The following is a 21,442-nucleotide window of genomic DNA, read 5'->3' as shown; positions in this document are numbered from 1 at the left end:
ACGTAAATTGCCGCCGGCTCAACAACCGATACCCAGGGGTCCTGGCGAATGCACGCGGGAATCACGCATGACAGGCAAGCCGCTTCAAGCCTGGGCCGATTGCAACAGGCGCCTGACACACTGACCCAGGTCCTGCTCGGAGATACGCGATTTCACCAGCACCGTATCAACCTCACTCAGCCACGGGGCCAGCGAATCCTCCGCCGTGAGCACCATCACCCGGGGTGAGTCCCGCATCGCCTGGATATCTGGCAGCAATGTGCCCATTCGCTGATCCGCCAGGCCGATATCCAGTATCACCAGATCATAGGCTCTGTTCTGCAGCCGGGCTCTGGCATCCTCGATACTGTACGCCTGCTCGACATCCAGGGTCAGGCGATCCGCCAACCGCTGCAGCGTCTGATCCTTTGCATCCCGGACATGCAGCACACGACTACTAGCCCCGGGCTCGGCTGGCACAGCCGCATGGGCACGACTTGCTGCCGAATTACGGCGACGCTCGACAAAGGGCCACCCATACGGGTTCTGCCGCGCACCAGCAGGCGAAACACCGTCGCGATCAGCCAGTGGAAACTCGGCGTAAAACAGGCTGCCGCAACCGGCCTGGGACTCGAAACCCACCTGCCCCCCCATGTGCTCGGCCAGTTCCTTGCAAATTGCCAGACCAAGCCCCGTACCCGCCGTCTTCTTGGTGTCTGACCCGTCCGCCTGGGCAAATTTCTCGAAAACATGGGGCCTGAACGCGGCAGCAATACCGATACCCTGATCCTCTACCGACAGCCGAACCCAGGCGCCCAACAAATCCACATGCAGCTGAACTTCGGAACCCGGCGGCGAAAACTTGATGGCATTGGATAAATAATTTGCCAGTATCTGCTGTATTCGCTGTTCATCCACCCAGATGCGTGGTGTGCCCACAGGAAAGCGGCCCTGCATCAACGATACGTCATAGGTGGTGGCATAGCCCGCGATACCTTCCAGCGCCTTGCTTACCAGCACACTGACATCCTGGGTGCGAAGGTCAAACTGCATTTTTCCGGCGCTAATTTTTTCTATATCCAGCAGATCGTTGATCAGATGGATCAGCCGTTCACTGTTCTTGCGCGCAATCGCCAGCAGCGGCACAGCCTTTTCCGGCAACTCTCCCAGCACCCCGCCGCCGATCAACCCCAGCGAGCCCGAAATGGATGTCAGCGGAGTACGCAACTCGTGGCTCACGGTCGAGATGAACTCGCTCTTCATCGCATCGATGCGCTTGCGCTCGCTGATATCCGCACCAATGCAGACATAACCGCTGACCTCTCCCTGGTCGTCCCGTACCGACGTGATGGACACCTGGGCCGTAAAGCGCGAACCGTCCCGGCGTACGTATGTCCACTCACGCTCATCGGCCGTGCCGCTGCGCGACTGCCCTACCAGTACTTCAACAGCCGATTCAAGGGTAATATCCAGTCCCTGTGCCGCCGCACTGGCCGCCAGCTCATTCGCATCATGAACGAAGTTAAGCCGCCGCTGACCCACGACTTCCTGCGCCGAGTAGCCAAGCATTTGCTGAGCACCGCGATTAAAAGATCGAATCACGCCTTCAAGGTCGCAATACATGATGCTGAAATTGGCGCTATCAAGGATTGCCGTGCGGTGGGCGATTTCATGCCGCAGCACCACCTGGGTGCGGTGACGGCTGATTTCATTGCCCACCCAGCGGCTGAATAACTGAATCAGATTGAAGTCGATTTTTCCAAACGGTTGCGATCGCGCCTCGAGGCCAGAGAAATTCAGCGTGCCATAGCGCAGGCCGTCCACCAGTAGCGGCGCGCCTATATAGGCCTCCAGGCCAAAGCTCTGATAACAGGGATGGTCCCGGATCTCGCTCTCCCCGGCCCGATGGAATCCCAGTGGAGCATCGGCCTGCAAACAGTGCACACAGTAGGTTTTTCCCAAGGCAAAACCCGTTCCAGGCTCAGGAGCCCCCTCTGGACCGCGGATGAACTCAACCTGGTAGTCCTGGGCTTCAATACGGGAAACAATCGCCAGCGGCAATTCGAACACATCCCGGCCCAATAACAGCAACTCGTCGACCTTGCGCTCGAAAGACCAGGCTGAGGTTGTGATCGTATGCAACCGTTCCAGTGCAACGGCGTATTTTTTCTGTTCCTTCTCGGCGCCGTGACGCCGGGTAATATCCCGCAGCAACAATACAAAGTTCCGCTCACTGCGCCGACTCACCTCGGCAATGCCCACTTCGAGCGGAAACAGAGAGCCATCAGGGCGCTGCCCTTGCAGCAGGAGTTCAAGACCCTCGGCGCGCCGCAGAATCGCGTCCATAGCTGTCACGAGCCCCGCCGAGTCTTGGGCCCCTTCCAGGGGTACAAGCAAAGACCCCATTGCGCGGCCAAGCAGGTCGCCGCGGGCACAACCGAACATCTGCAGCACGGCCGGATTAAGATCAAGTATGATCCCCTGCGCGTCCAGCGTCATGATGCCATCCACCACATGATCCATCACCGCACGGCTGTAAGATTCAGCCTCACTCAGCCGCACCATCAGGGTTTCGTATTCAGCCTGCGCCAATTCGCGCTCAACACAGTCAGCCAGATCCCGCAGCGCCGCCAACTGCGACTGATCCAGCCGGCGGGGCTTGTCATCAATGATGCACAGGGTACCCACTCTCAAGCCATCAGGTGCGCGCAGCGGCGCCCCCGCATACATCCGAATGCCTGGAGCCAATGTGACCAGAGGGTTGTCTGAAAAACGTGCATCTGAATGGGTATCGGGTACGTGGAAGATGCTGTCATGCAGGATGGCATGCCCGCAAAAAGATATGTTGCGTGGCGTTTCGCAGGCATCCAGCCCCTGGCGCGACTTGAACCACTGGCGGTCGGCATCCACCAGGCTGACCAGCGCGATGGGCACCTGGAACAGTTTTTTTGCCAGCCGTGTCAACCGGTCAAACCTCTCCTGCGGGGCCGTATCCAGAATCTGCAGACGCTCCAGCGCCGCCAGTCGGTGCCTCTCGTTGCCGGGTATCTCGGGGGCCTGCATCAGCTAGCCCCCGAATCCACGGGAACCTTGACCTCGCGCGCAGTCGCGGCAACATCCAGGCGCCGAACCCGGGTCTGCTCCAGCAGGGTACCCAGTTGCTCCATCAAGTTCTGGTGCGATACGCGGGACTTCAGCAGCACCGCATCGACCTGTTGCGCTTCCGTATAACTGACTTCAGTCGCGGACAACAGCATGATCTGCGGACGCAGAGCCAACTCTTTCAGCTCCGGCAGCAGGGACCAGCCCGAACCGTCGGGCAGCCCCAGGTCAAGAATCACCAGATCGTAGGACTCATGCGCCAGCTTGCGTCTGGCACTGGCCAGAGTTCCGGCCCGATCAAGCACGGCAAGTTCGTTGGCCATTGCATTAACCACTTCACACAGGTCCTCGTCGTCTTCAACATGCAGGATGCGCGGCACGGATGACGGCAGCGCCTTGGGCAGCATGTGCCTGATGCTCGCCAGCAACCGTGCCTCGTCAATGGGCTTGGACATCCAGTCAACCACCGGGAAATTACCTCCGATCTCGAGCCTGCCCTCCTCGGCCATGACCGAGACCACCAGAATGGGCAACGGCAAGCGCCCTTCATCCTGCTCCCACTCGCGTACACTGCGAATGATCTTGCTGCCGGCAATATCAGGCAGCAGCAGATCCAGCGTCATGGCGTCATAGTTGACAGCCCGCAGCTGCTCCAGCGCCTGCTTGCCATTGAACACTACATCATTGGCCACACCGCCGCGTTTCAGCATCAGGCTGATCAGGCGGGCGATATCGGGCTCATCCTCCACCACCAGTACACGTGACACGCCTTCAGGCAACGATACATCCGGTTCCGGCTCACTGCTCTCCACCTTCAGGTCTTCAAACTCAACATAGAAACAGCTGCCCTGCCCTTCGATGGAGTCAAACCCCACTGATCCACCCATGCAGTCGGCCAGCTCCTTGCAGATTGACAACCCAAGACCTGTGCCTTCGGTGGCCTTGGTATCGGAACCGTCAGCCTGGGCAAACTTTTGAAAAATACGCCCATGAAAGGACTCGGGAATTCCCCGCCCCTGATCTGTCACCTCAATACGCACACGCTCGCCCGCTTTCTGCACACCCAGCTCAACCAGGCCGCCAGCAGGCGAGAACTTGATAGCATTGGAGAGAAAATTGGCAAGTATTTGCTGCAACCGCTGCTCATCCGCCCTGATAAGCCAGGACTCCCTACAGCTTTTCGTGGTTTTCAGTTCAACCCCGTGGGTTTCGGCATAACCCTGGTTGTCTTCACAGGCCCGTTGCAGCTGGAAAGAGAGGTCGAGTGTCTGGTAGTTGAACGTCATCTTGCCGGCGGTTATTTTTTCGATATCAAGCAGGTCGTTGATCAAGTGTATCAGCCGCTGACTGTTCTTCTGGGCAATTTCCAGTAGCGGCCTGGCCTTGTCCGGCAACTCGCCGAGGGCACCGCCGGCCAACAACCCCAGAGAACCGGATATCGATGTCAGCGGCGTGCGCAGCTCGTGGCTTACCGTTGAAATAAACTCGTTCTTCATTTGCTCACTGTGCTTGGTCTCCGTGATGTCCCAGTTGGTGCCGGTCATGCGCAGCGGACGACCGGATGGGTCTCGACTCAGGATTGCAAAGGCCTTTAGCCAGCGAATCTCCCCCGCGGGCAGAATAATGCGCAGTTCGCACTCAACCGGCTGATCCTTGAGCAGCAGCCCGTCCAGTGTCTGCTGAACCCGCTGCCGGTCCTCTGGGTGTACCTGGTTGATCCAGCTGCGGTAACGCCCGTCAAACTCGCCGTCGGCATAACCATAGAGGTCATGCATATTTGCATCCCAGACAAGTGTTTTGGAATCGAAAGCGTAGTCCCAGATACCCACCTTGGCCGCCTGGGTCGCGAGCTTGAGACGCGCATTCAGCTGCTCAACCTGCCATTGCGCCTGCTTGCGCTCGCTAATGTCGTGCATCACGACCACGGCCCCCAGCTGCTGGCCTTCCGGGGTCAGAATGGGCTGACCGCTGCACAACACTGTACGCCGGGGCAAACCCGCCGGCGCAATGACAACCTCGACGTTGCGCACGATGTCTCCACTCTGGGCGCGCAGCAGCGGTATATCCTCCGGGGCCAGCACAGTCTGGCCATCTTCAGCGTACAGACTGTAGTGCCGCCCCCAGTGTTCGGAATCCAGCCGTTCAGGCGACAAACCGTGAAACTCGAATGCCGCATTGTTGAACAGCGTCAGGGTGCCCGACTCATCACAGGCAACAACACCATCGGTAAGGTTGTCCAGCACAGTCTTGAGAAACTCCCGATCCTTCACCAGCGCCTGCTCGGCCGCTTTGCGCGTACTGATGTCCTGCACAATCGACCAAACGACCTCCCGGCCGGTTTCATCCGTCAGTTTTACGCCGCTCAGCAGAACCGGGAAACGGCTACCATCCTTGCGTCTGAACTCGGATTCAATCGGCCCGTAACGCCCATTGCCGCCCTCGAGGTCCTGATTCACCTGGAGACTTGAACGGGTAGCAACAGCCTGATAATCCAGTTCAAGAAAGGCCTCTCGACTGTAGCCAGTCGCCACCAGCAGCGCATCGTTGGCATCCACAAAGCGTTGACTGCCAGTTTCGGTCATGGCGATACCCACCGGCGACAGGTCAAACAGCAGTTGCAGGCGGGACTCGGTCACGCCCAGCTGTGTCTCAGCCTGGCGTCGCCTTGAGGTTTCCTGCTCTTTCTGGCGAAACGTCTGATACATGCTGCAGAACAGACCTGCCAGCAGGGCAAGGTAGCTGCCTATTTTGACCAGGTGAGCGCTGACAAAAGGCACATCAAACAGCGACGCTGAAAACGGCATGATCAGTAACTGCGACAGGCAGCTCAGCACCAGGGTAACAACCAGCCAATACTCGAAACGGTCGTGGGTCCAGCGCCGGTCACGCCAGAGCCCCCACAATGCCAGCAGAAAAAATGCCCCCGGGATCAACTCTTCGGGTCTGGACACGACTGCAAGTGAGTAATGGGCCAATGGCAGCGGCACCCATGCAAAAAACAGGAAGCATCCAGTCACCACCACGCCGGTCATAATGAATACCGGCGTCGCAAGCTGTTTCGAGTCAAGATCCAGGTCCCGGGATGCCTTGCGCAGGCGCCACCAGGTGAATAGCAGAACGGAAAGATAGAACCGTGAGGCGAACCAGCTCCAGGGGGCCAGACGTTCCAGTGATGACGGTGTCTCGGACTCGAAGCCCGCCGCACTCAGCAGGCTATGTGAAGCATCCAGCAGTCCTGCGCCCACCAAGCCTGCGCCCAGTACCAGAAAGCCGATTTCGGGGCGACTGTAAAAGCGCACCAGCGCAATGCCACCGGTCACCAATGCCAGTACCGTTGCTACGACCTCCAGCAAGGTATGAGTCGCCACACTGCCGGTGCCCCAGCCACCAAAGAGCGCCGACACAAAGCCACCCAGCAACAACACGGATAAAAGTACAATCCAGATCGGACTCCAGCGAGTCCCAGCCTCGGTATCATCCCTGGCGGGCTGATTCATGTTACGACCCTCAATCTCGCTTGGTAATCCAGCTTCACTTTGGCAGCACGATCACGAGCGCCTTGTACGACGACCCGCTCCCATCCAGAAAAGGTGTAATGGTACTTTCTACAGCAAGGGCGTGCCCATTGCGATGCTGCAACTGCAACTCCCCCTGCCAGGTTTCGCCCACAGCCAGGCAAATCGCTATCGGGTCATGCAATTGCCGCGAGAGTTCGACCAGTCCCGTTTCACGCCAGGGCTCCACACCCTCATAGCCGAGCAGCAGGCGAAACCGCGCGTTCACCGTCGTCAGGTTTGCGGCACTATCGACATGTGCCAGGGCAACTCCCTGAGCCACAGCATCCAGCAAGCGCTCATGCTCATAGGCCAGGGCCTGATAACGCGCCCCAAGTACACGCATGCGCCGGGCCCGCCAGGCCCGGGCCCGCACCGCCGCCAGCAGCGCCGATGCTCGTATGGGCTTGAGTAGAAAATCATCCCCCCCCATGCCCAGTGCAATCAGCTGCTTGGCGGCACTTTTTTCCGCAGATACAAACAGGATGGGCAAGAAGGCAAAGCGGTCTTCCTCCCGCAGAATCGCCGCGATTTCAGGACCGCTGGCCTGCTGCATTGAAATATTGAGCAGCAAGAGATCCGGGTCGAAGCTGCGCAACCTGTTCAGAGTGTCCAGCGGCTGGGTCAGGACGTCCAGGTCCATGCCTGCCTCGCGCAGGGGCCTTGCCGTCAGCTCTGCCTGGGCGGCATCATCATCCACCACCATCACGCGATAGGGTGCGGCAGGCCGGCGCAACGACAACTCATCCACCAGTTCAAACAGCCGGGCCGGCTGGACCGGCTTGGTCAGGTAGCGGGAAGCGCCGGCCCGAAAGGCCGCCAGCCGCGCCTTGACATCATCCCGGGCGGACAAAAACACCACCGGCGGCGTGTTTTCCACCATGGACAACAGCTCCACCACGGCTTCAGCTCCGGCCTGCAGCCGCTCGGCGAACACCATATCCGCCAGCACCAGATCGGCCCGCTGCCCCGCCAACCAGGCATCCCTGAACCTGGCTGTTTCTTCGAACACCCGTACCTCATAGCCATGGGACTCAAGCAGGGCCTGCAACATGGCCGCCTGCTCCTCATCATCCTCCAGCAAGTGAATGCAGGGCCTTGCCGCTTCGGCGTCATCCAGCCCCCCCGGCTCTATCGCCGCCACAGCGGGATCGATTGCACTACCCTGGTACAGGCGATGCTGATAGCGGCTATTCAAAGGCACATCCTTCAAGGCTGCCAGCAGTCCCACCCAGACAGCCCATTCATCCTTGCCGGGTCCCTGTTGATCGTCACTCCATCTTTCGGCAAACTCGAGCAGGTAGCGCGCCTTGCTGCCCAAAACCGGCTGGCCGAAGGTGCCCGCCGCACCCACCAGGCTATGCAGCAACCGACACAGCTCCTGCGCAGGTTCTGGCTGCCAAAGCCCTGGCCCCACTCGCCCGGCTTGCAGGCAAATGGCCTGGATGCGCGCCGGCAGGCGTTCGAGAAATGCCAGAGACAGAATATCCAGCGTTTTTTCACTCTCCATGAGTCACCCCGGTCACTGAACCTTGGATCCCGAGCACTGTACATCATCAACAAAGGCAGTCGGCTCGAGCCACGCCCTCAGTACCACTTCGGCAGGCTCCGGCCTGGCATATAAATAGCCCTGCAGACGATCGCAGCCTCTGGCCCGCAAAAAGTCCGCCTGAGACTGCGTCTCAACCCCCTCGGCAACCACCAGCAGGCGAAGATTCTTGGCAATGCCAAGAATCGCCTCAACGATAGCGGCATCATTGTTGCCTTCGGTCAGGTCCTGCAGGAAGCTTTTATCGATCTTGATTTCACTCAGCGGCATCTGTTTAAGCCGCGCCAGATTGGAATACCCGGTGCCAAAGTCATCAATAGAAAACTGCAGCCCCAACTGCGACAGTTCTGACATGACCGCAACAACATCGCCCATATCATCACCCAGCAGACTTTCGGTAATTTCCAGTACAAGTTGTGCAGGCTCAGCGCCGGTTTGTCGCAGGGTGTCACGCATCGCCAGCACGAAGCCTGGCTGGCGAAACTGCCGCAGGCTGACATTGACCGATAGCGGCAATCCATGGCCCGCCAGGTTCATCCGCACGCTGAGCTTGCAAACCTCTTCGAAGACCCAGGCGCCGAGCTCGACGATAAGGCCGGACTCCTCCGCCACCGGTATAAAGTCCACCGGCGCAATAAAGCCGCGTACCGGATGACACCAGCGCGTCAGCGCCTCGGCGGCTACCATCTGCCCGTCCCGGTCAACCTGAGGCTGCAGGTAGATAAACAGTTCACCGTGCTTGATTGCATAACGCAGGTCCCGCTCCAGATCGGCAAACTCTTTCACCTGCAACTGCATGCCTGCCTCGAAAAACGTGACCTCACCCAGGCCCGTAGCCTTGCTGCGATAGAGCGCGATATCCGCCTCGCGTAGCAGATCCTCTGCGGTTTCAAGCCCCTTTGGCAACAGGGTAATCCCCATGGACGCCTGCAAATGATGTAGGTGGCCGTCAATGTCAAAGGGTTCACGCAACGCCAGCAGCAGCTTGTCAGCCAGGCGACGTACGGTACGGGAAACATCCACGCTAATGCTGGAACCGACGTCAGGCAACATCACCACAAACTCGTCCCCTCCCAGCCGTGCCACGGTATCCTGCTCCCGAACCATCGCCAGCAGGCGCCGCGACAACATTGTGAGCGCGGTATCACCCACACTGTGGCCGAAGACGTCATTGAGCCGCTTGAAACGGTCCAGGTCCACGAAAATCAGCGCGGATACCCGCCGATGTCGCCGCCCGGACGCGAGTACCATTTCCAGCCGGTCGAGTAGCAAACGCCGGTTGGGCAGCCCTGTCATGGGATCAAAAAACGCCATCTGATGGAGCATGGCTTCGCTTTCCTTGCGCTCGGTCACATCCTTGAGCACCGTGACATAATGGGTGATATCGCCCCGAGCATCCCGCAGCGCTGTAGACGTCATTTCAGCCCAGTAATGGCTGCCATTTTTGCGCCTTAACTCACACTCGCCCTCAAAACCGCTGGATGACAATAACTCTTCACACCAGGCCCTCCAGCCCTCCTCGTTACCTTCCCCCTCCTGGCCGCAATACAGCTCAGTGACATGCCGCCCTACGATATCGCCACGACCAAAGCCGGTCTGGGCCTCAAAACAATCATTAATATCTGCCACCTGACCGCGAGCGTCCATAATGGCCATAGCCAGGCTGGCCTGCTGCAAGCCGCAGCTGAGCATTCGCAGCCGTTCCCTGTCGCGACACCGCTGCACCGCGAGGGAAGTAACACCAACGGCAGTGGCAATCACTTCATCAATATCAGAATTTTCGATCTCTGCTGCGGGAAAATAAAAATCCAGACACCCCAGCACCTTGCCGACACCGACCAGCGGACACGACAGACTGGAAGCAAACCCCATCGACAGCAGCACATCGCCACCCGCCCCCCAGTCCAACGCCGCCGAAGCCTTCACCTGCACAGGCGTTACACGCTGAACCGCCAGGTACGCCGGGCCCGCCGTATCCCCGGGGGACACTTCATCAAGAGCCTTCAGATAATGCCCAGACAGCCCTGCAGTCGCTGCAGCGCGCAATCGACGACCGTCCTTTTCCAGCAGCTGAATACAGACACCGACACCCGGTAGCTGTGCCTGGACCACAACAGCCAGGGCCTCCAACTGATCCTCCATGGGCCTGATCTGGCTCACCGGATCCAGCAACAGCTCACGTAACTGAAACAGAGTGCGGCTGGCGTGCTCATCCGTTACGTCGGTAAAGAACCACGCATACGCCTGCGGCGTCTTTGCGTCCGAGGGCAATGCTCGACTCTGCAGTCGAACCCAGCGCTGGGCACCGATTACCGGACAGAATGGAACTTCAATATCGAGGAGAGTGCCACTGGAAAGCGCTGTTTCGAGCATATGCAGCGATTGTGGGGGTATCTGCGGAAAATAGGACAATACCGCACGCTGCGCCGCGTCCTGCGCCCCGCAGCCAGACAGGGTACCAAAGGCCTCGTTAACCCATAAAATTCGACCCTGAGGAGAAACCACCATGACCGCCGATGGCGTCTGCTCCTGTGCTCGACAAAATGAAATCGCTTGCGCATGCAGCAATATGAACACTCCCTGTAACCTCAACCCCCTGGCACGGCATGAGGAACCCAGTTCCTTGCACCAACGTTATGCGCTCAGCAACCCCGCACCGAGTCGCGCTTCCCGTTACAGCTCTTGCTCATCAGAACTACTGATTACCAGACGACAGCGGTCTGACACCCACCACGGCACTCACTGGCTAACTATAGACCCAAGCACCGCACAATGAGGGAGTAACAAGCGAAAACGCAATAGCAAGCGCGCGACCACAGATGTAGCCAAGCACAGATTCAAGGGTAGCCAGGAGAGCGCAGACGTGGAAGCCGGGCCGCAATGCTCGCGCGCTGTCAGGGCGCCTGGCCGGGACCGACAGCAGCCGGGCCCGTCATATTGAAATTTGGCTTAGGCGCGGCTGGCCATTGGCGGGTTTCGGCAGATTCACGAGGGCTCCGCTGGAATTAAAAAGGCTTCGCTGTTCTTCAATAGTTCTGATGCCCGCGCATAGACCTTCGCAGTCCCTGCTATACCCGGTCTCACCGCCCGCCACGGCCACAACTAGCACCCACCTGGAAATCCCTCTGCCCTCTCCGACAAAGGCTGTGTACCGGTGCCGAAAGATTTCCTTTAACATTGTGAAAGGCAGGGGCATGATACTTGGCCTTGAAACGGGTGTTTTAAGCACCCCATTTTTACCGCTGACGTATTATTCGTCAGTGACAGTAACGCACCCAGGTGATGTATATGCGGTTCAATATTCATGATGTAGATATTAAGTTACTTCGGATATTCTTCGCCATATACGAGTGCGGCGGCTTCACCCAGGCCCAGACCATGCTCGGCATGAGCCAGGCAAATATCAGCGCCAAGATGTCCAAGCTGGAGCAACGCATGGGTACACGGCTTTGTGATCGTGGCACCTCGGGGTTTAAACTGACCACTGAAGGCGAAACAATAATAGAGGCATCCAAACAGCTGTTTGCTGCTCTGGATGAATTCCAGGACAGCGTAGCGGATCTCGGGTCGCAACTCACAGGCCGGCTGAACCTGGGGCTGGCGGACAACTCCATCACCAACCCCAACTCGAAAATCGATGAAGCCATTGCCCGCTTTATGGATTCGGCCCCTGCCGTTGAACTGAGTATCTTTATTGGCGACCCTTCGGAGCTGGAAGCCCAGGTGCTGGATGGCCGCTTGCAACTGGCTATCGGGGTCTTCAACAAAACCCAGGAGTCGCTGCAGTACAAACCCCTCTACACAACCGCTCATGCGCTCTTTTGTGGCCGCCGGCATGAGCTGTTCAGCGTTCCTGACGATGAAATATCAGATACCGACCTGATTGCGGCAAAATGCATAGACAGGGGCTATCTCGAGTCGGTAAGCGATCTTAAGCTCAATATTGAGCTGCCCACCGAAAAATCAAACTCGCACTACAACCTCGAAGGCATAGCCCTGCTGGTACTTTCCGGCAGGCACATCGCCAACCTGCCACTGCACTATGCCCAGAAGTGGGTCGACTCCGGCCAGATGCGCCTGCTCAAGGCAGAGCACACCCTGGTCAAGCCGAGTATCCTGGCCGTATACAGGAGCAAGAAAACGCTTTCAGCAATAACCTCCCGCTTTCTGTCGGAACTGGAACTCTGCCACCGGTCGCCGGACGACCAGCAACACAACTGAAACCCCGTACTGCACGGCACCCGACGTACCCACCCCGCCAGGGCGTACAGCATCCCCTGACTGGAAAACCCAGGAGACCGGCCGGGCGCGCTCGTCGCCCACCGCAGCTTCTGACTCCACTGTTGCAAATCCACGGGCCAGAGGCGATAAGCGGCACAGGATCGCAGTAACACCTGCAAGCACCTGCGTTTGAGCACTTAACGTTTCTGAAATATATACATTAGTATTTAGATATTCATATCCCCTTGTGACAGGGCCATACTGTCTCTCAAATGACTTTGCCAACTACCACACCGCTGCCATTTAAGTGCAAAAGCCAATAAAACGAGGCGCGAATAATTCGTATTATGTATGCACCAGCCGGAGTAGCCTGAGGATATACCAATGAGCATTGGCTCTGATAAAAACAAAGATTTCCAAAAAAGAATACGCCCTCTTCTGATTTCCATATGCGGATTCGTAGGATTTATTCCGCTTATGATGCTTCCTGTCATGATGGGATTTTATGTAAACGACCTGTCGATGTCACAGAAAATGGCGGGAATTCTCTGTACGGCACAGCTGTTTGGCGTTTCTATCGGAATTCTCCTGCTAAGTCGATACAGTATCAAACATGGCCTGAGGAAAAACGTACTCTGTGCCGCGCTTGTAGTTATTAGCGTTGAATGTGCCTCGTTGTTTTTCGACGGTTTCTCAGAAGCCTTTCTTTTCCGGCTTGCCTCCGGGCTTGGCGGTGGCGTTATCGCCGGGTGTGCCTACAGTTGGCTAGGCGGGTTGCGCGACCCGGATCAGGGCTTCGGCCTCTTCCTGCTGGTTCAGTTCATGACTGGAGCGCTGCTGTTATATTTTGTACCCGCAGGGTTACAGATATTAGGTACGGTAACGGTTAAACTCCCCTATATTTTGTTTTCCTGTATCACACTTGCTCTCTCCGGGATTTTTTCATACTCCCCCCGGGGCGAAAAAATAACCCGTCACGAGCATCTGGAACCAGTCAATATAAAAGACTTACTGAAGGGAAACACCATCATTGCTGCGCTGCTAGCAATAGGTTTTTTTGAGCTTGCCATGTCAATGGTATGGGCAGATGCGCAAAGAATTGGAGTATCCTGGGGTTTCAACTCTCTGGTCATTGCCAAGGCACTGGCACTGTGCACGCTGGCAGGCATACTTGGCGCTTTCCTGGTAGTCGCTCTTGGCTCAAGGTTTGGACGTCGTGCTCCAATCTATGCGGGCGTCGCTCTTATTTCAGCCGTTTTGATTTTTATGATTACGGCCAACGGTTCACTCGCTGCATTCTACATATCAATGGTTTTGTTCAACGGACTCTGGTCATTTACCGTACCCTATTTACAGGGTGCTCAAGCCAATGGCAATGCACAAACCAGCTCCGTATGCCTGGGGGCATTTTTTGTCACCTCCTCATTGTCCCTGGGACCAGTGGTCTCTGGGGTTATTACCGAAAATTTTGGATTTTCAGGCCTCGTTTCCGGCGCCTTGATTTTCCTGCTACTCAGCCTGCTTTGCGCCTTTATGGCCATGCCGGCAGCGCAAAAACGTTTCAGCACCAGTATTTCTTAACTGGTTGATTTTTGGAAATTTATCAAAAATTGCAGGCGCGCATGGAATCGGGTTCAGACAGGAAGCCACTCTCTGGAACTTGAACAAGAACGTTACCTAGCACGCATGTTGCAATATACTAAAACTACAATAAAGAGGATCACGTATGACTTTCCGGCATACTACAGAACCGCAGATAGCGGCAGAGGATACAAACCTGATTAATCCGGCTGAAAAAGAAGTAAAATCTTTTTCAATGATGCGCAAGTTGAAGTTCATTATTCCATCGCTGCTGGGTGTCATGTTATTCATGATGCCATTTGAGCATGAAGGCCGGCTAACCGTACCCATTGCACGCCTTATAGACATCATAAATTCGTTTATTGCGCCGTACATGCTGGCAGTGTCCGTCATCGTTGCAGTGGTTCCCTCTTTATTGACGCTGATAGTGTCATTGATTCGCCCGTTGCGCGAGATGGACAATAATGTTGTCCAGCTCTTCAATCCAGGTTTTATCTGGACCGCTCTTCGCGTCGCAGGTGCCATCACCATGCTTCTGGTCTATTTCAAGGCCGGTCCCGAGTGGGTCTGGAGCCAAAATACCGGCGGCGTACTCCTGTATGAAGTGGCCCCGGTACTGCTGGCTCTGTATTTTGTGAGTGCGCTGCTGTTACCACTGCTGACTGAATACGGTTTAATGGAATTTGTGGGCACTCTGGTAAGCAAGGTTTTTACACGGGCCTTCCGTCTGCCGGGCGGAGCAGCTATTGACAGCATGGCCTCCTGGCTCTCAGCCACAAGCCTGGGTGTCATGCTGACAACCCAGCAGTACCGCAGCGGGCATTACACCGAGCGGGAAGCAGCCTCGATTATCACAAGTTTCTCGGTGGTGTCCGTTGGTTTCTCATACGTCGTGCTCAAGTTCATAAAAATGGAGCACGTATTTGTTCCGTGGTACCTGTCTGTAGCCATTGCCGGTATTGTCTGCGCCCTAATCGTGCCGCGCCTGCCTCCGCTGCGCAACCTGCCCGAGAAGTACGCCACAGGTGCCACCAGGCAACCGCAGACGGATGACCGCGGCGAGCATGAGGGCCTTGTAAAGTGGGCTTTCCGCCGGGCCATTGAGCGGGCGGACCGCTCCGAACCGCTAGCGAAACAGCTGTCCGGCGGCATTCACGCTGCGACGGACCTGGCCATTACCGTATATCCGGCAATGATGATCGTCGGTGTTTTGGGCCTGTCCCTGATTGAATACACCGGCGTCATGCAGGTCATTGCAACGCCGCTGGTACCTATCCTGGAACTGTTGCAGTTACCGGAAGCACAAGCCGCTGCAACCGCGATCATGACCGGCTTTATTGACTTACTGATGCCCGTCATTCTTGGAGCCAGTATCGAAAGCGAATTAACACGCTTCGTTGTTGCCGGGGTTACCGTCAACGGCATTATATTCCTGTCTGAAGTTGCCCTGATCATGATGCGGGCCAGGATTGGTCTTAACCTCTGGCGCCTGTTCTCTATCTGGATACTACGCCTGTTAATTTCACTGCCTGTTTTCACTTTAATGGGCAACCTGGTTCTCTGAATACCCATAGCGTGATTATTAATCCGGCGGGTTAATACATGAAACAGGGATGTTTCATTATTGGGCCTTCTTTTGAAAAAGATGGCCCAATGCTAACCCAATAAACCAGCAAACGATTTCGGTGGCCGGTTCTCGCCCTCCATCAGAAAGAGCCCTGCCAATAAAAAGGAGCTTATATGTCAAACTCAAACGTACCCGCACGACAGCTAATCGAAGGACGGCCGGCGCTTGTCGTCATCGATATACAGGCCGGAGCCTTTGTCGAACAGGAAGTACGGGCCATCGCCCATATGCCTGATTACGCCGCACGACTAAAAAAATCCAGGATCGCGATCGACAAGGCGCGTGAATGTGGTATTCCCGTTATTTTTGTGCAGGAAGTGCACCGCCCCGACTACGTGGATTTTGGCCGGGAGCTGGATGGCAGCGAAGATGTGCATTGCATTGAAGGCCGCCCCACTACCGAGATTGCGGCCGATATTACCGGTTTCAGGGAAGACGATTACTTAATCAAGAAACGTCGCTATTCTGCCTTTTTCGGCACCGACTTCGAAATTCTGCTGCGCGGCCTGGGAGTAGACACCCTGCTGCTGTGTGGCGGCCTGACGGATGTGTGCGTTCACTATACCTTCGTGGATGGTCACCAGTCCGACTATTTCTGCCGTGTCGTCGAGGACTGTGTTGCCGGTTCAGACACCGATGCCCACGAATCCGCGCTCAAGGCCATGGAATACCTGCAGACAGGCGCACGCCGCTCCCTGGCTGAAGTCGTGCAGGCGATTGATGACTACAAGGACGCCGCTTCCAGCGCGGCATAGCCTGAGCAACACAAGGCAGTCCAGCTGGCCACCCCCTGGCAGGTCAATTAGCCACACGGCTGATACCGCAGATACGCGGACCGCACCGGCTGATCTGTCGGGCAGCTGGAACATCGCACCTCAAAACACAACACTCAAATAGTCGGAGATCTTCATGGGCATTATGTACCAGGGCAGCAACAGCCGCATGAGCCAGGTGACCGTGCACAATGGCACTGTCTATCTGGCCGGCCAGGTGGCTAATGACGCCAGCGCCGGCATGGCGGACCAGACTCGCCAGGTTCTGGAGAACATTGACCGTCTGCTGGCCGGCGCCGGCACCTCCAGGCAGAACCTGCTGTCAGTCCAAATCTGGGTGTCGGACATGAATGAGTTCGGCCAGATGAATGAAGCCTGGGATGCCTGGGTCGTACCGGGTCGCCCACCGGTACGTGCCTGCGTCCAGGCCCCGCTGGCCAACCCCCAATGGAAGATCGAGATCATGGCGATCGCAGCCCTGCCGGAGAGCTCATGATGCGCGTAATACAGGCAAAAGAGATCGCCGATCTGCTGGCATGGCCTGCGTTGATTGAACGCCTGCGCCGCACCTTTCAAGAGGGCGTCGAATCACCCGGGCGGCACCATCACGCGATGCACCGCCCAGATGGTGAAGCCACCATGCTGCTGATGCCGGCATGGGAGTCCGCCGGCTACATCGGCGTGAAGGTGGTTAATGTGTTTCCGCAGAACTCCGCCCACCGTCTGCCGGCAATATCGGGAGTCTACCTGCTTTGCGAAGGGCAACACGGCACGCCGCTGGCCTGCATTGATGGCAGTGAGCTGACGCGCCGCCGCACTGCCGCGGCATCCGCCCTCGCCGCCAGCATGCTGGCCCGGAAAAACGCCGACACCTTGCTGGTGGTCGGCACCGGCCAGCTGGCGCCCATGCTGATCGAGGCCCATTCCAGAGTACGCCCGATCAAGCGTGTGCTGGTCTGGGGACGTGAAAGGGGCGAAGCCGTGAAGCTGGCATCACACTACGCCGACCACTTTGAAACTGCTGCCGTCGACGATCTCCGGAGCGCTAGCGGCCAAGCCGACATCATCAGTTGCGCCACGCTGTCCACCGAGGTTCTGATTCAGGGCGACTGGCTGCGCCCGGGAACCCACCTGGACCTGGTTGGCGCCTTCAGGCCGGACATGCGTGAATGCGATGCCAACGCCCTGGCCCGTGCCGAGGTATTCGTCGACACTTACGCCGGAGCCCAGGGCGAGGCCGGCGATATTCTGCAGGCCATTCAGGAAAAGGCCTTCCGCTTCTCTGATATCCAGGCTGACCTGTTCGAACTGGTACGCGGCGAGAAACCCGGTCGCAGTAGCGACACTGCGGTCACCCTATTCAAGTCCGTTGGTGCATCGCTGGAAGATCTGGCCGCAGCAATCGAGGTGTGGGAGCAACACCGGCTGCGTAATCCGGGCCAGGCGTGACCCAGGGTACTGCTTCGCCATCAATGGCGTCTTTAACGGGTCGCCAGCAGCTTGACCACAAGGCGCAATTTCGACGTCAGCGCGGGCGGCCTCCTGGCGACCTATCAGACCAGGGGAACAGCCTCCCTGCCTGAACGGCCGGTGACAAGGTAACATGGCGATCACCGGCATCAGTAGCACTGGCAGCGCCTCAGCCCTGCCCAGATGCGACTTTTAGCGTGACAACCCCAAACAGAGGTAACGACCTTGGCTGTAATTCTTCGAAACTTTAATATCGTTCGCATCACCGATGGCAAGAAAGTCGTCAACTGCACTGTCGTTCAAATGTGCCCGGACTACGCCGTGATCAAGTACGACGGCAAAAAGTACAAGGTCCCCTACCCCATTATCAAGGAAGTAATCGGCCACGAACTGCTGATCTCGGCCTGAGGCCGAGCAAGGCGCCTTCGGACGCTAGCCCCCGCTCAGCGGCAACAGCGCAGCGAGTCGACGGGAATATGCCGACCGCTATTCGCCACTCCTGCAGGCTAGGACGGGTTGACTTCCTGCAGCAACCAGTCCCGAAACAGGCACGCCGACACCGACAGCGGCTTGCCCGTGCCATACACCAGGTAATCCGCCTTGCCGGTTTCCACATGGAAGTCGCCAACCAGCTTAAGAAAGCCGTTCTCCAGCAACTCGCCAATCATGAATTCCCACCCCAGGGTTACGCCCATTCTCTGCACCGCCGCATTCAGGGCCAGCGGAATCTGGTTGAACACCAGCGCGTTGCCCGGCACCTGGTAATCAACACCAAAGTGATCAAACCAGTCCTGCCAGGTCATCCAGCGCCACTTCAGCGGATCGAGGTTGATAATACGGGTTTTGAGAAGGTCCTCTGGACTGCTGATTTTCGGAAGCTCCAGCGCGTCTGCACAAATGGGATAGATTCGTTCGCGAAACAGGAAGTGACTATTGAGCGACGAAGGCCAAAGCCCGTTGCCATAGAGAATGCCCAGATCCGACTTGCGGCACAGTTCTTCGCTGATCTCATCCGTAGCGTAGATATTGATGTTGATATCCAGGTGCGCCATGTTGAAACGGGCGATACGGGGAAACAGCCAGTAATGGGCCACCGCGACGGTGGCAACAATGTGTCACACTTTACAGCGCCGCATTTACCAACCTCCTCGCATTGATTATCCTGCTTAATTGCCCTCTTTTCATGCACCGTTGTCACCAGCGACTAAATAGCAGGGCGCCGACGGTCATCGTCCTCCACGTTACCGCCACCCATGCACTATTTGGTTCAGGAGGGGCACGATACCCGTGGCTATGAGTCCAGAAGCCGCCCATACAACGGATAGTACAGGCGATAGAGCTGAAGATATTTACCCAGCACTAGCCTCGAGTACCGCTTCAAGATCAGGTCACCGGGGCCACCAATAACAATGGCAACCATTGAACCCTCAGGCACTCAATTGGGAACTGGCATTGTTATGAAGCGCAGGACCTATTCAGCGGGATTTAACTCCCCGCTGATCACGCGAAGCGTGCCTGTATCGGCCGGCTCCGAACAGAACAGCTCCGCGTATCGCAAGGTGGCATTTGCATGCTCGCGCATGATCCCTTCGGCCCGTGCGCCCTGACCATGGTCGATCGCATCGAAAGCGGCATGGTGCTGCATATGGGCAAAGTTGAACCGGCGGTATTCCCGAGCCAGATTATGGCGATCTATGGCCAGCGAACTCACTGAGGCGAAAGGCGTATGTTCGCTGCGGCTAAGTGCCGTGCTAATAGCCGGATTGCCACTCGCTTCAATAATCAGGGAATGAAAGCGTTTGTTCAGGTCGTGGTAGGCCTCCAAGTCGTCTTCGGTGACATACCCCTTGTCAAACAGCGCATCCCCCCAGGTCAGGCACTTCAACAGCCCCTGACGCAGCTCCGCCGTCAGTCCTTTTTCCGCCGCTTGCCTCGCCGCCAGCCCTTCCAAGACACCGCGCACCTCCACCGCCCCACTGACCTCTTCTGACGTGACTTCCCGTACTCGGTAGCCCCGGCGCTCCAGCTTGATAAGAAGCCCTTCCTGTTCCAAGGCCCGAAAAGCGATACGCACCGGCGTACGCGATACGCCAAGCCGCTCGGCCGTGGGTATCTCGGCAACACGCTCACCGGCCGTCAGTTCGCCGGAAATAATCATTTTCCGCAATGTACTGAGCACACGCTGGCCCGCTTTGATCATTGAAACCTCGCAGACATCGAACGTTATTAATTGGGCCGCAGCTTCAACCGTGGCCAGTACCGAGGATAGCCTCATATTGGATCCAATAGTTTCGACCCGGTCAATAGGGCAACAGGTCCCAGCGCCCAACACCCGGTCAGGTCACATCCAAAAGACCCGTGCCTACTGCAGCTCTAGACTGAGCGAAAAAGGTATAGGACTCAACAAATGGATCCAATATATCCATATTTTGCTAGACATGATCAAAAATTATGCTAAATTGGATCCAATTGATAAGACACACAGAGGAACCTGTCATGTTTCCCAAAAACTGCTGGTATGTTGCCTGCACTCCAGACGAATTCGCCGACAAGCCGCTGGGTCGCCAGATCTGCGGGGAACGTATCGTTTTTTACCGCGGCGCTGCAGGCAAAGTGGCTGCGGTTGAAGATTTCTGCCCACACCGTGGCGCGCCCCTGTCACTGGGCTATGTTGAAGATGGTCTGCTGGTGTGCGGTTATCACGGTCTGAAAATGGACTGCGATGGAAAAACAGCAGCCATGCCCGGACAGCGCGTGCAGGGCTTCCCCTGTATTCGCAGCTACCCGGTGGTCGAACGTCACGGTTTCGTCTGGGTCTGGACCGGCGTGGCCGAACTGGCTGATCCTGCCGATATTCCGGAGCTTGAGTGGGCAAACAACCCGGAATGGGCTTATGGCGGCGGTCTTTACCACATCAACTGTGACTATCGCCTGATGATTGACAACCTCATGGACCTCACCCATGAGACCTATGTGCATTCCAGCAGCATCGGCCAGAAAGAAATCGACGAAGCACCGGTTCACACCACCACCGAAGGAGACACGGTTGTCACCAGCCGCTTTATGGACAACGTCACGGCTCCGCCATTCTGGCAGGCCGCCTTGCGAGCCAACCACCTGGCCGACGATGTCCCGGTCGATCGCTGGCAGATCTGCCGCTTTAGTCCCCCCAGCCACGTGATGATTGAGGTCGGCGTAGCCCATGCAGGCAACGGCGGTTACGAGGCCAGCCCCAACCTCAAGGCAGGCAGCATCGTGGTGGATTTCATCACGCCCGAAACCGAAACCTCGATCTGGTATTTCTGGGGCATGGCCCGCCACTTCAAACCGGACGACGCAGCCCTGACCGATCAGATTCGTGAAGGCCAGGGACAGATCTTCAGCGAAGACCTGGAGATGCTGGAGCGCCAGCAGCGCAATCTTCTGGCTTATCCGGAACGCAAACTGTTGAAGCTCAATATCGATACCGGCGGCGTTCAGTCACGGCGCATTCTCGATCGTATCCTCAAGAAGGAACGCCAATTGATAGAGACCACCAACCTCTAGCTGGCAACAATCGCAGTGAAACCATCTCATTGAGTCAGTT

General features: G+C 57.1%; 14 protein-coding genes. 8 read left to right on the top strand and 6 right to left on the bottom strand.

Features of this window, described 5'->3' with window-relative positions; translation table 11 throughout:
• Positions 1–84 precede the first annotated feature (84 nt).
• Genes KDW95_RS00705 through KDW95_RS00690 form a run of 4 tightly spaced genes read right to left on the bottom strand, consistent with a single transcriptional unit; the run spans position 85 to position 10,692 of the window.
• Positions 85–3,042: a PAS domain S-box protein gene (locus KDW95_RS00705; protein ID WP_255854302.1), complete on the bottom strand. Its 2,958-nt coding sequence runs from the start codon at positions 3,040–3,042 to the stop codon at positions 85–87.
• Entirely contained in the window at positions 3,042–6,578 is a 3,537-nt protein-coding gene (locus tag KDW95_RS00700) for a PAS domain S-box protein (protein WP_255854301.1), read from the bottom strand. The genes KDW95_RS00705 and KDW95_RS00700 overlap by 1 nt, the downstream gene beginning before the upstream one ends.
• A 34-nt stretch (positions 6,579–6,612) precedes the next feature.
• Positions 6,613–8,145, bottom strand: a complete 1,533-nt coding sequence (locus KDW95_RS00695) for a response regulator (RefSeq protein WP_255854300.1) — start codon at positions 8,143–8,145, stop codon at positions 6,613–6,615.
• Positions 8,146–8,157: 12 nt separating this feature from the next.
• Entirely contained in the window at positions 8,158–10,692 is a 2,535-nt protein-coding gene (locus tag KDW95_RS00690; RefSeq protein WP_255856457.1) for an EAL domain-containing protein, read from the bottom strand.
• A gap of 780 nt (positions 10,693–11,472) precedes the next feature.
• On the opposite strand from KDW95_RS00690, the gene KDW95_RS00685 reads away from it, so the two are divergent.
• The 7 genes from KDW95_RS00685 (at position 11,473) to KDW95_RS00655 (ending at position 18,264) form a co-directional block, all read left to right on the top strand.
• Positions 11,473–12,405, top strand: coding sequence for a LysR family transcriptional regulator (locus KDW95_RS00685; protein ID WP_255854299.1), 933 nt, complete (start codon positions 11,473–11,475; stop codon positions 12,403–12,405).
• A gap of 384 nt (positions 12,406–12,789) precedes the next feature.
• Positions 12,790–13,986, top strand: coding sequence for an MFS transporter (locus KDW95_RS00680; protein ID WP_255854298.1), 1,197 nt, complete (start codon positions 12,790–12,792; stop codon positions 13,984–13,986).
• Positions 13,987–14,131: 145 nt separating this feature from the next.
• The gene (locus tag KDW95_RS00675) at positions 14,132–15,550 is read left to right on the top strand and encodes a YjiH family protein (protein ID WP_255854297.1); all 1,419 of its coding nucleotides are present in this window, start codon (positions 14,132–14,134) and stop codon (positions 15,548–15,550) included.
• 176 nt (positions 15,551–15,726) lie between these two features.
• Positions 15,727–16,368 (top strand): cysteine hydrolase family protein, encoded by a 642-nt coding sequence (locus KDW95_RS00670; RefSeq protein WP_255854296.1) that lies wholly within the window; start codon positions 15,727–15,729, stop codon positions 16,366–16,368.
• Between the two features lie 154 nt (positions 16,369–16,522).
• Positions 16,523–16,882, top strand: coding sequence for a RidA family protein (locus tag KDW95_RS00665; RefSeq protein WP_255854295.1), 360 nt, complete (start codon positions 16,523–16,525; stop codon positions 16,880–16,882).
• Positions 16,882–17,835: an ornithine cyclodeaminase family protein gene (locus tag KDW95_RS00660; protein ID WP_255856456.1), complete on the top strand. Its 954-nt coding sequence runs from the start codon at positions 16,882–16,884 to the stop codon at positions 17,833–17,835. The genes KDW95_RS00665 and KDW95_RS00660 overlap by 1 nt, the downstream gene beginning before the upstream one ends.
• 246 nt (positions 17,836–18,081) lie before the next feature.
• A complete protein-coding gene (locus KDW95_RS00655) occupies positions 18,082–18,264 on the top strand; it encodes a hypothetical protein (RefSeq protein ID WP_255854294.1) in 183 nt (60 codons plus the stop codon).
• Positions 18,265–18,362: 98 nt separating this feature from the next.
• Here KDW95_RS00655 and KDW95_RS00650 read toward each other — a convergent pair whose 3' ends face one another.
• The gene (locus KDW95_RS00650) at positions 18,363–18,950 is read right to left on the bottom strand and encodes a LysR substrate-binding domain-containing protein (RefSeq protein ID WP_255854293.1); all 588 of its coding nucleotides are present in this window, start codon (positions 18,948–18,950) and stop codon (positions 18,363–18,365) included.
• Between the two features lie 377 nt (positions 18,951–19,327).
• Positions 19,328–20,131 carry a GntR family transcriptional regulator gene (locus KDW95_RS00645; RefSeq protein WP_370646658.1) on the bottom strand — a complete coding sequence of 268 codons (804 nt, stop codon included), beginning with the start codon at positions 20,129–20,131 and terminating at the stop codon, positions 19,328–19,330.
• A gap of 221 nt (positions 20,132–20,352) precedes the next feature.
• Here KDW95_RS00645 and KDW95_RS00640 point away from each other — a divergent pair, with 221 nt between their 5' ends.
• Complete coding sequence (locus KDW95_RS00640; protein ID WP_255854292.1) at positions 20,353–21,402, top strand: aromatic ring-hydroxylating dioxygenase subunit alpha; 1,050 nt, start codon at positions 20,353–20,355, stop codon at positions 21,400–21,402.
• The last annotated feature ends 40 nt before the right edge of the window (positions 21,403–21,442 follow it).

This window comes from Marinobacterium rhizophilum, from assembly GCF_024397915.1.
GTDB lineage: Bacteria > Pseudomonadota > Gammaproteobacteria > Pseudomonadales > Balneatricaceae > Marinobacterium_A > Marinobacterium_A rhizophilum_A.
This window is presented reverse-complemented; position numbering and strand designations above follow the sequence as displayed.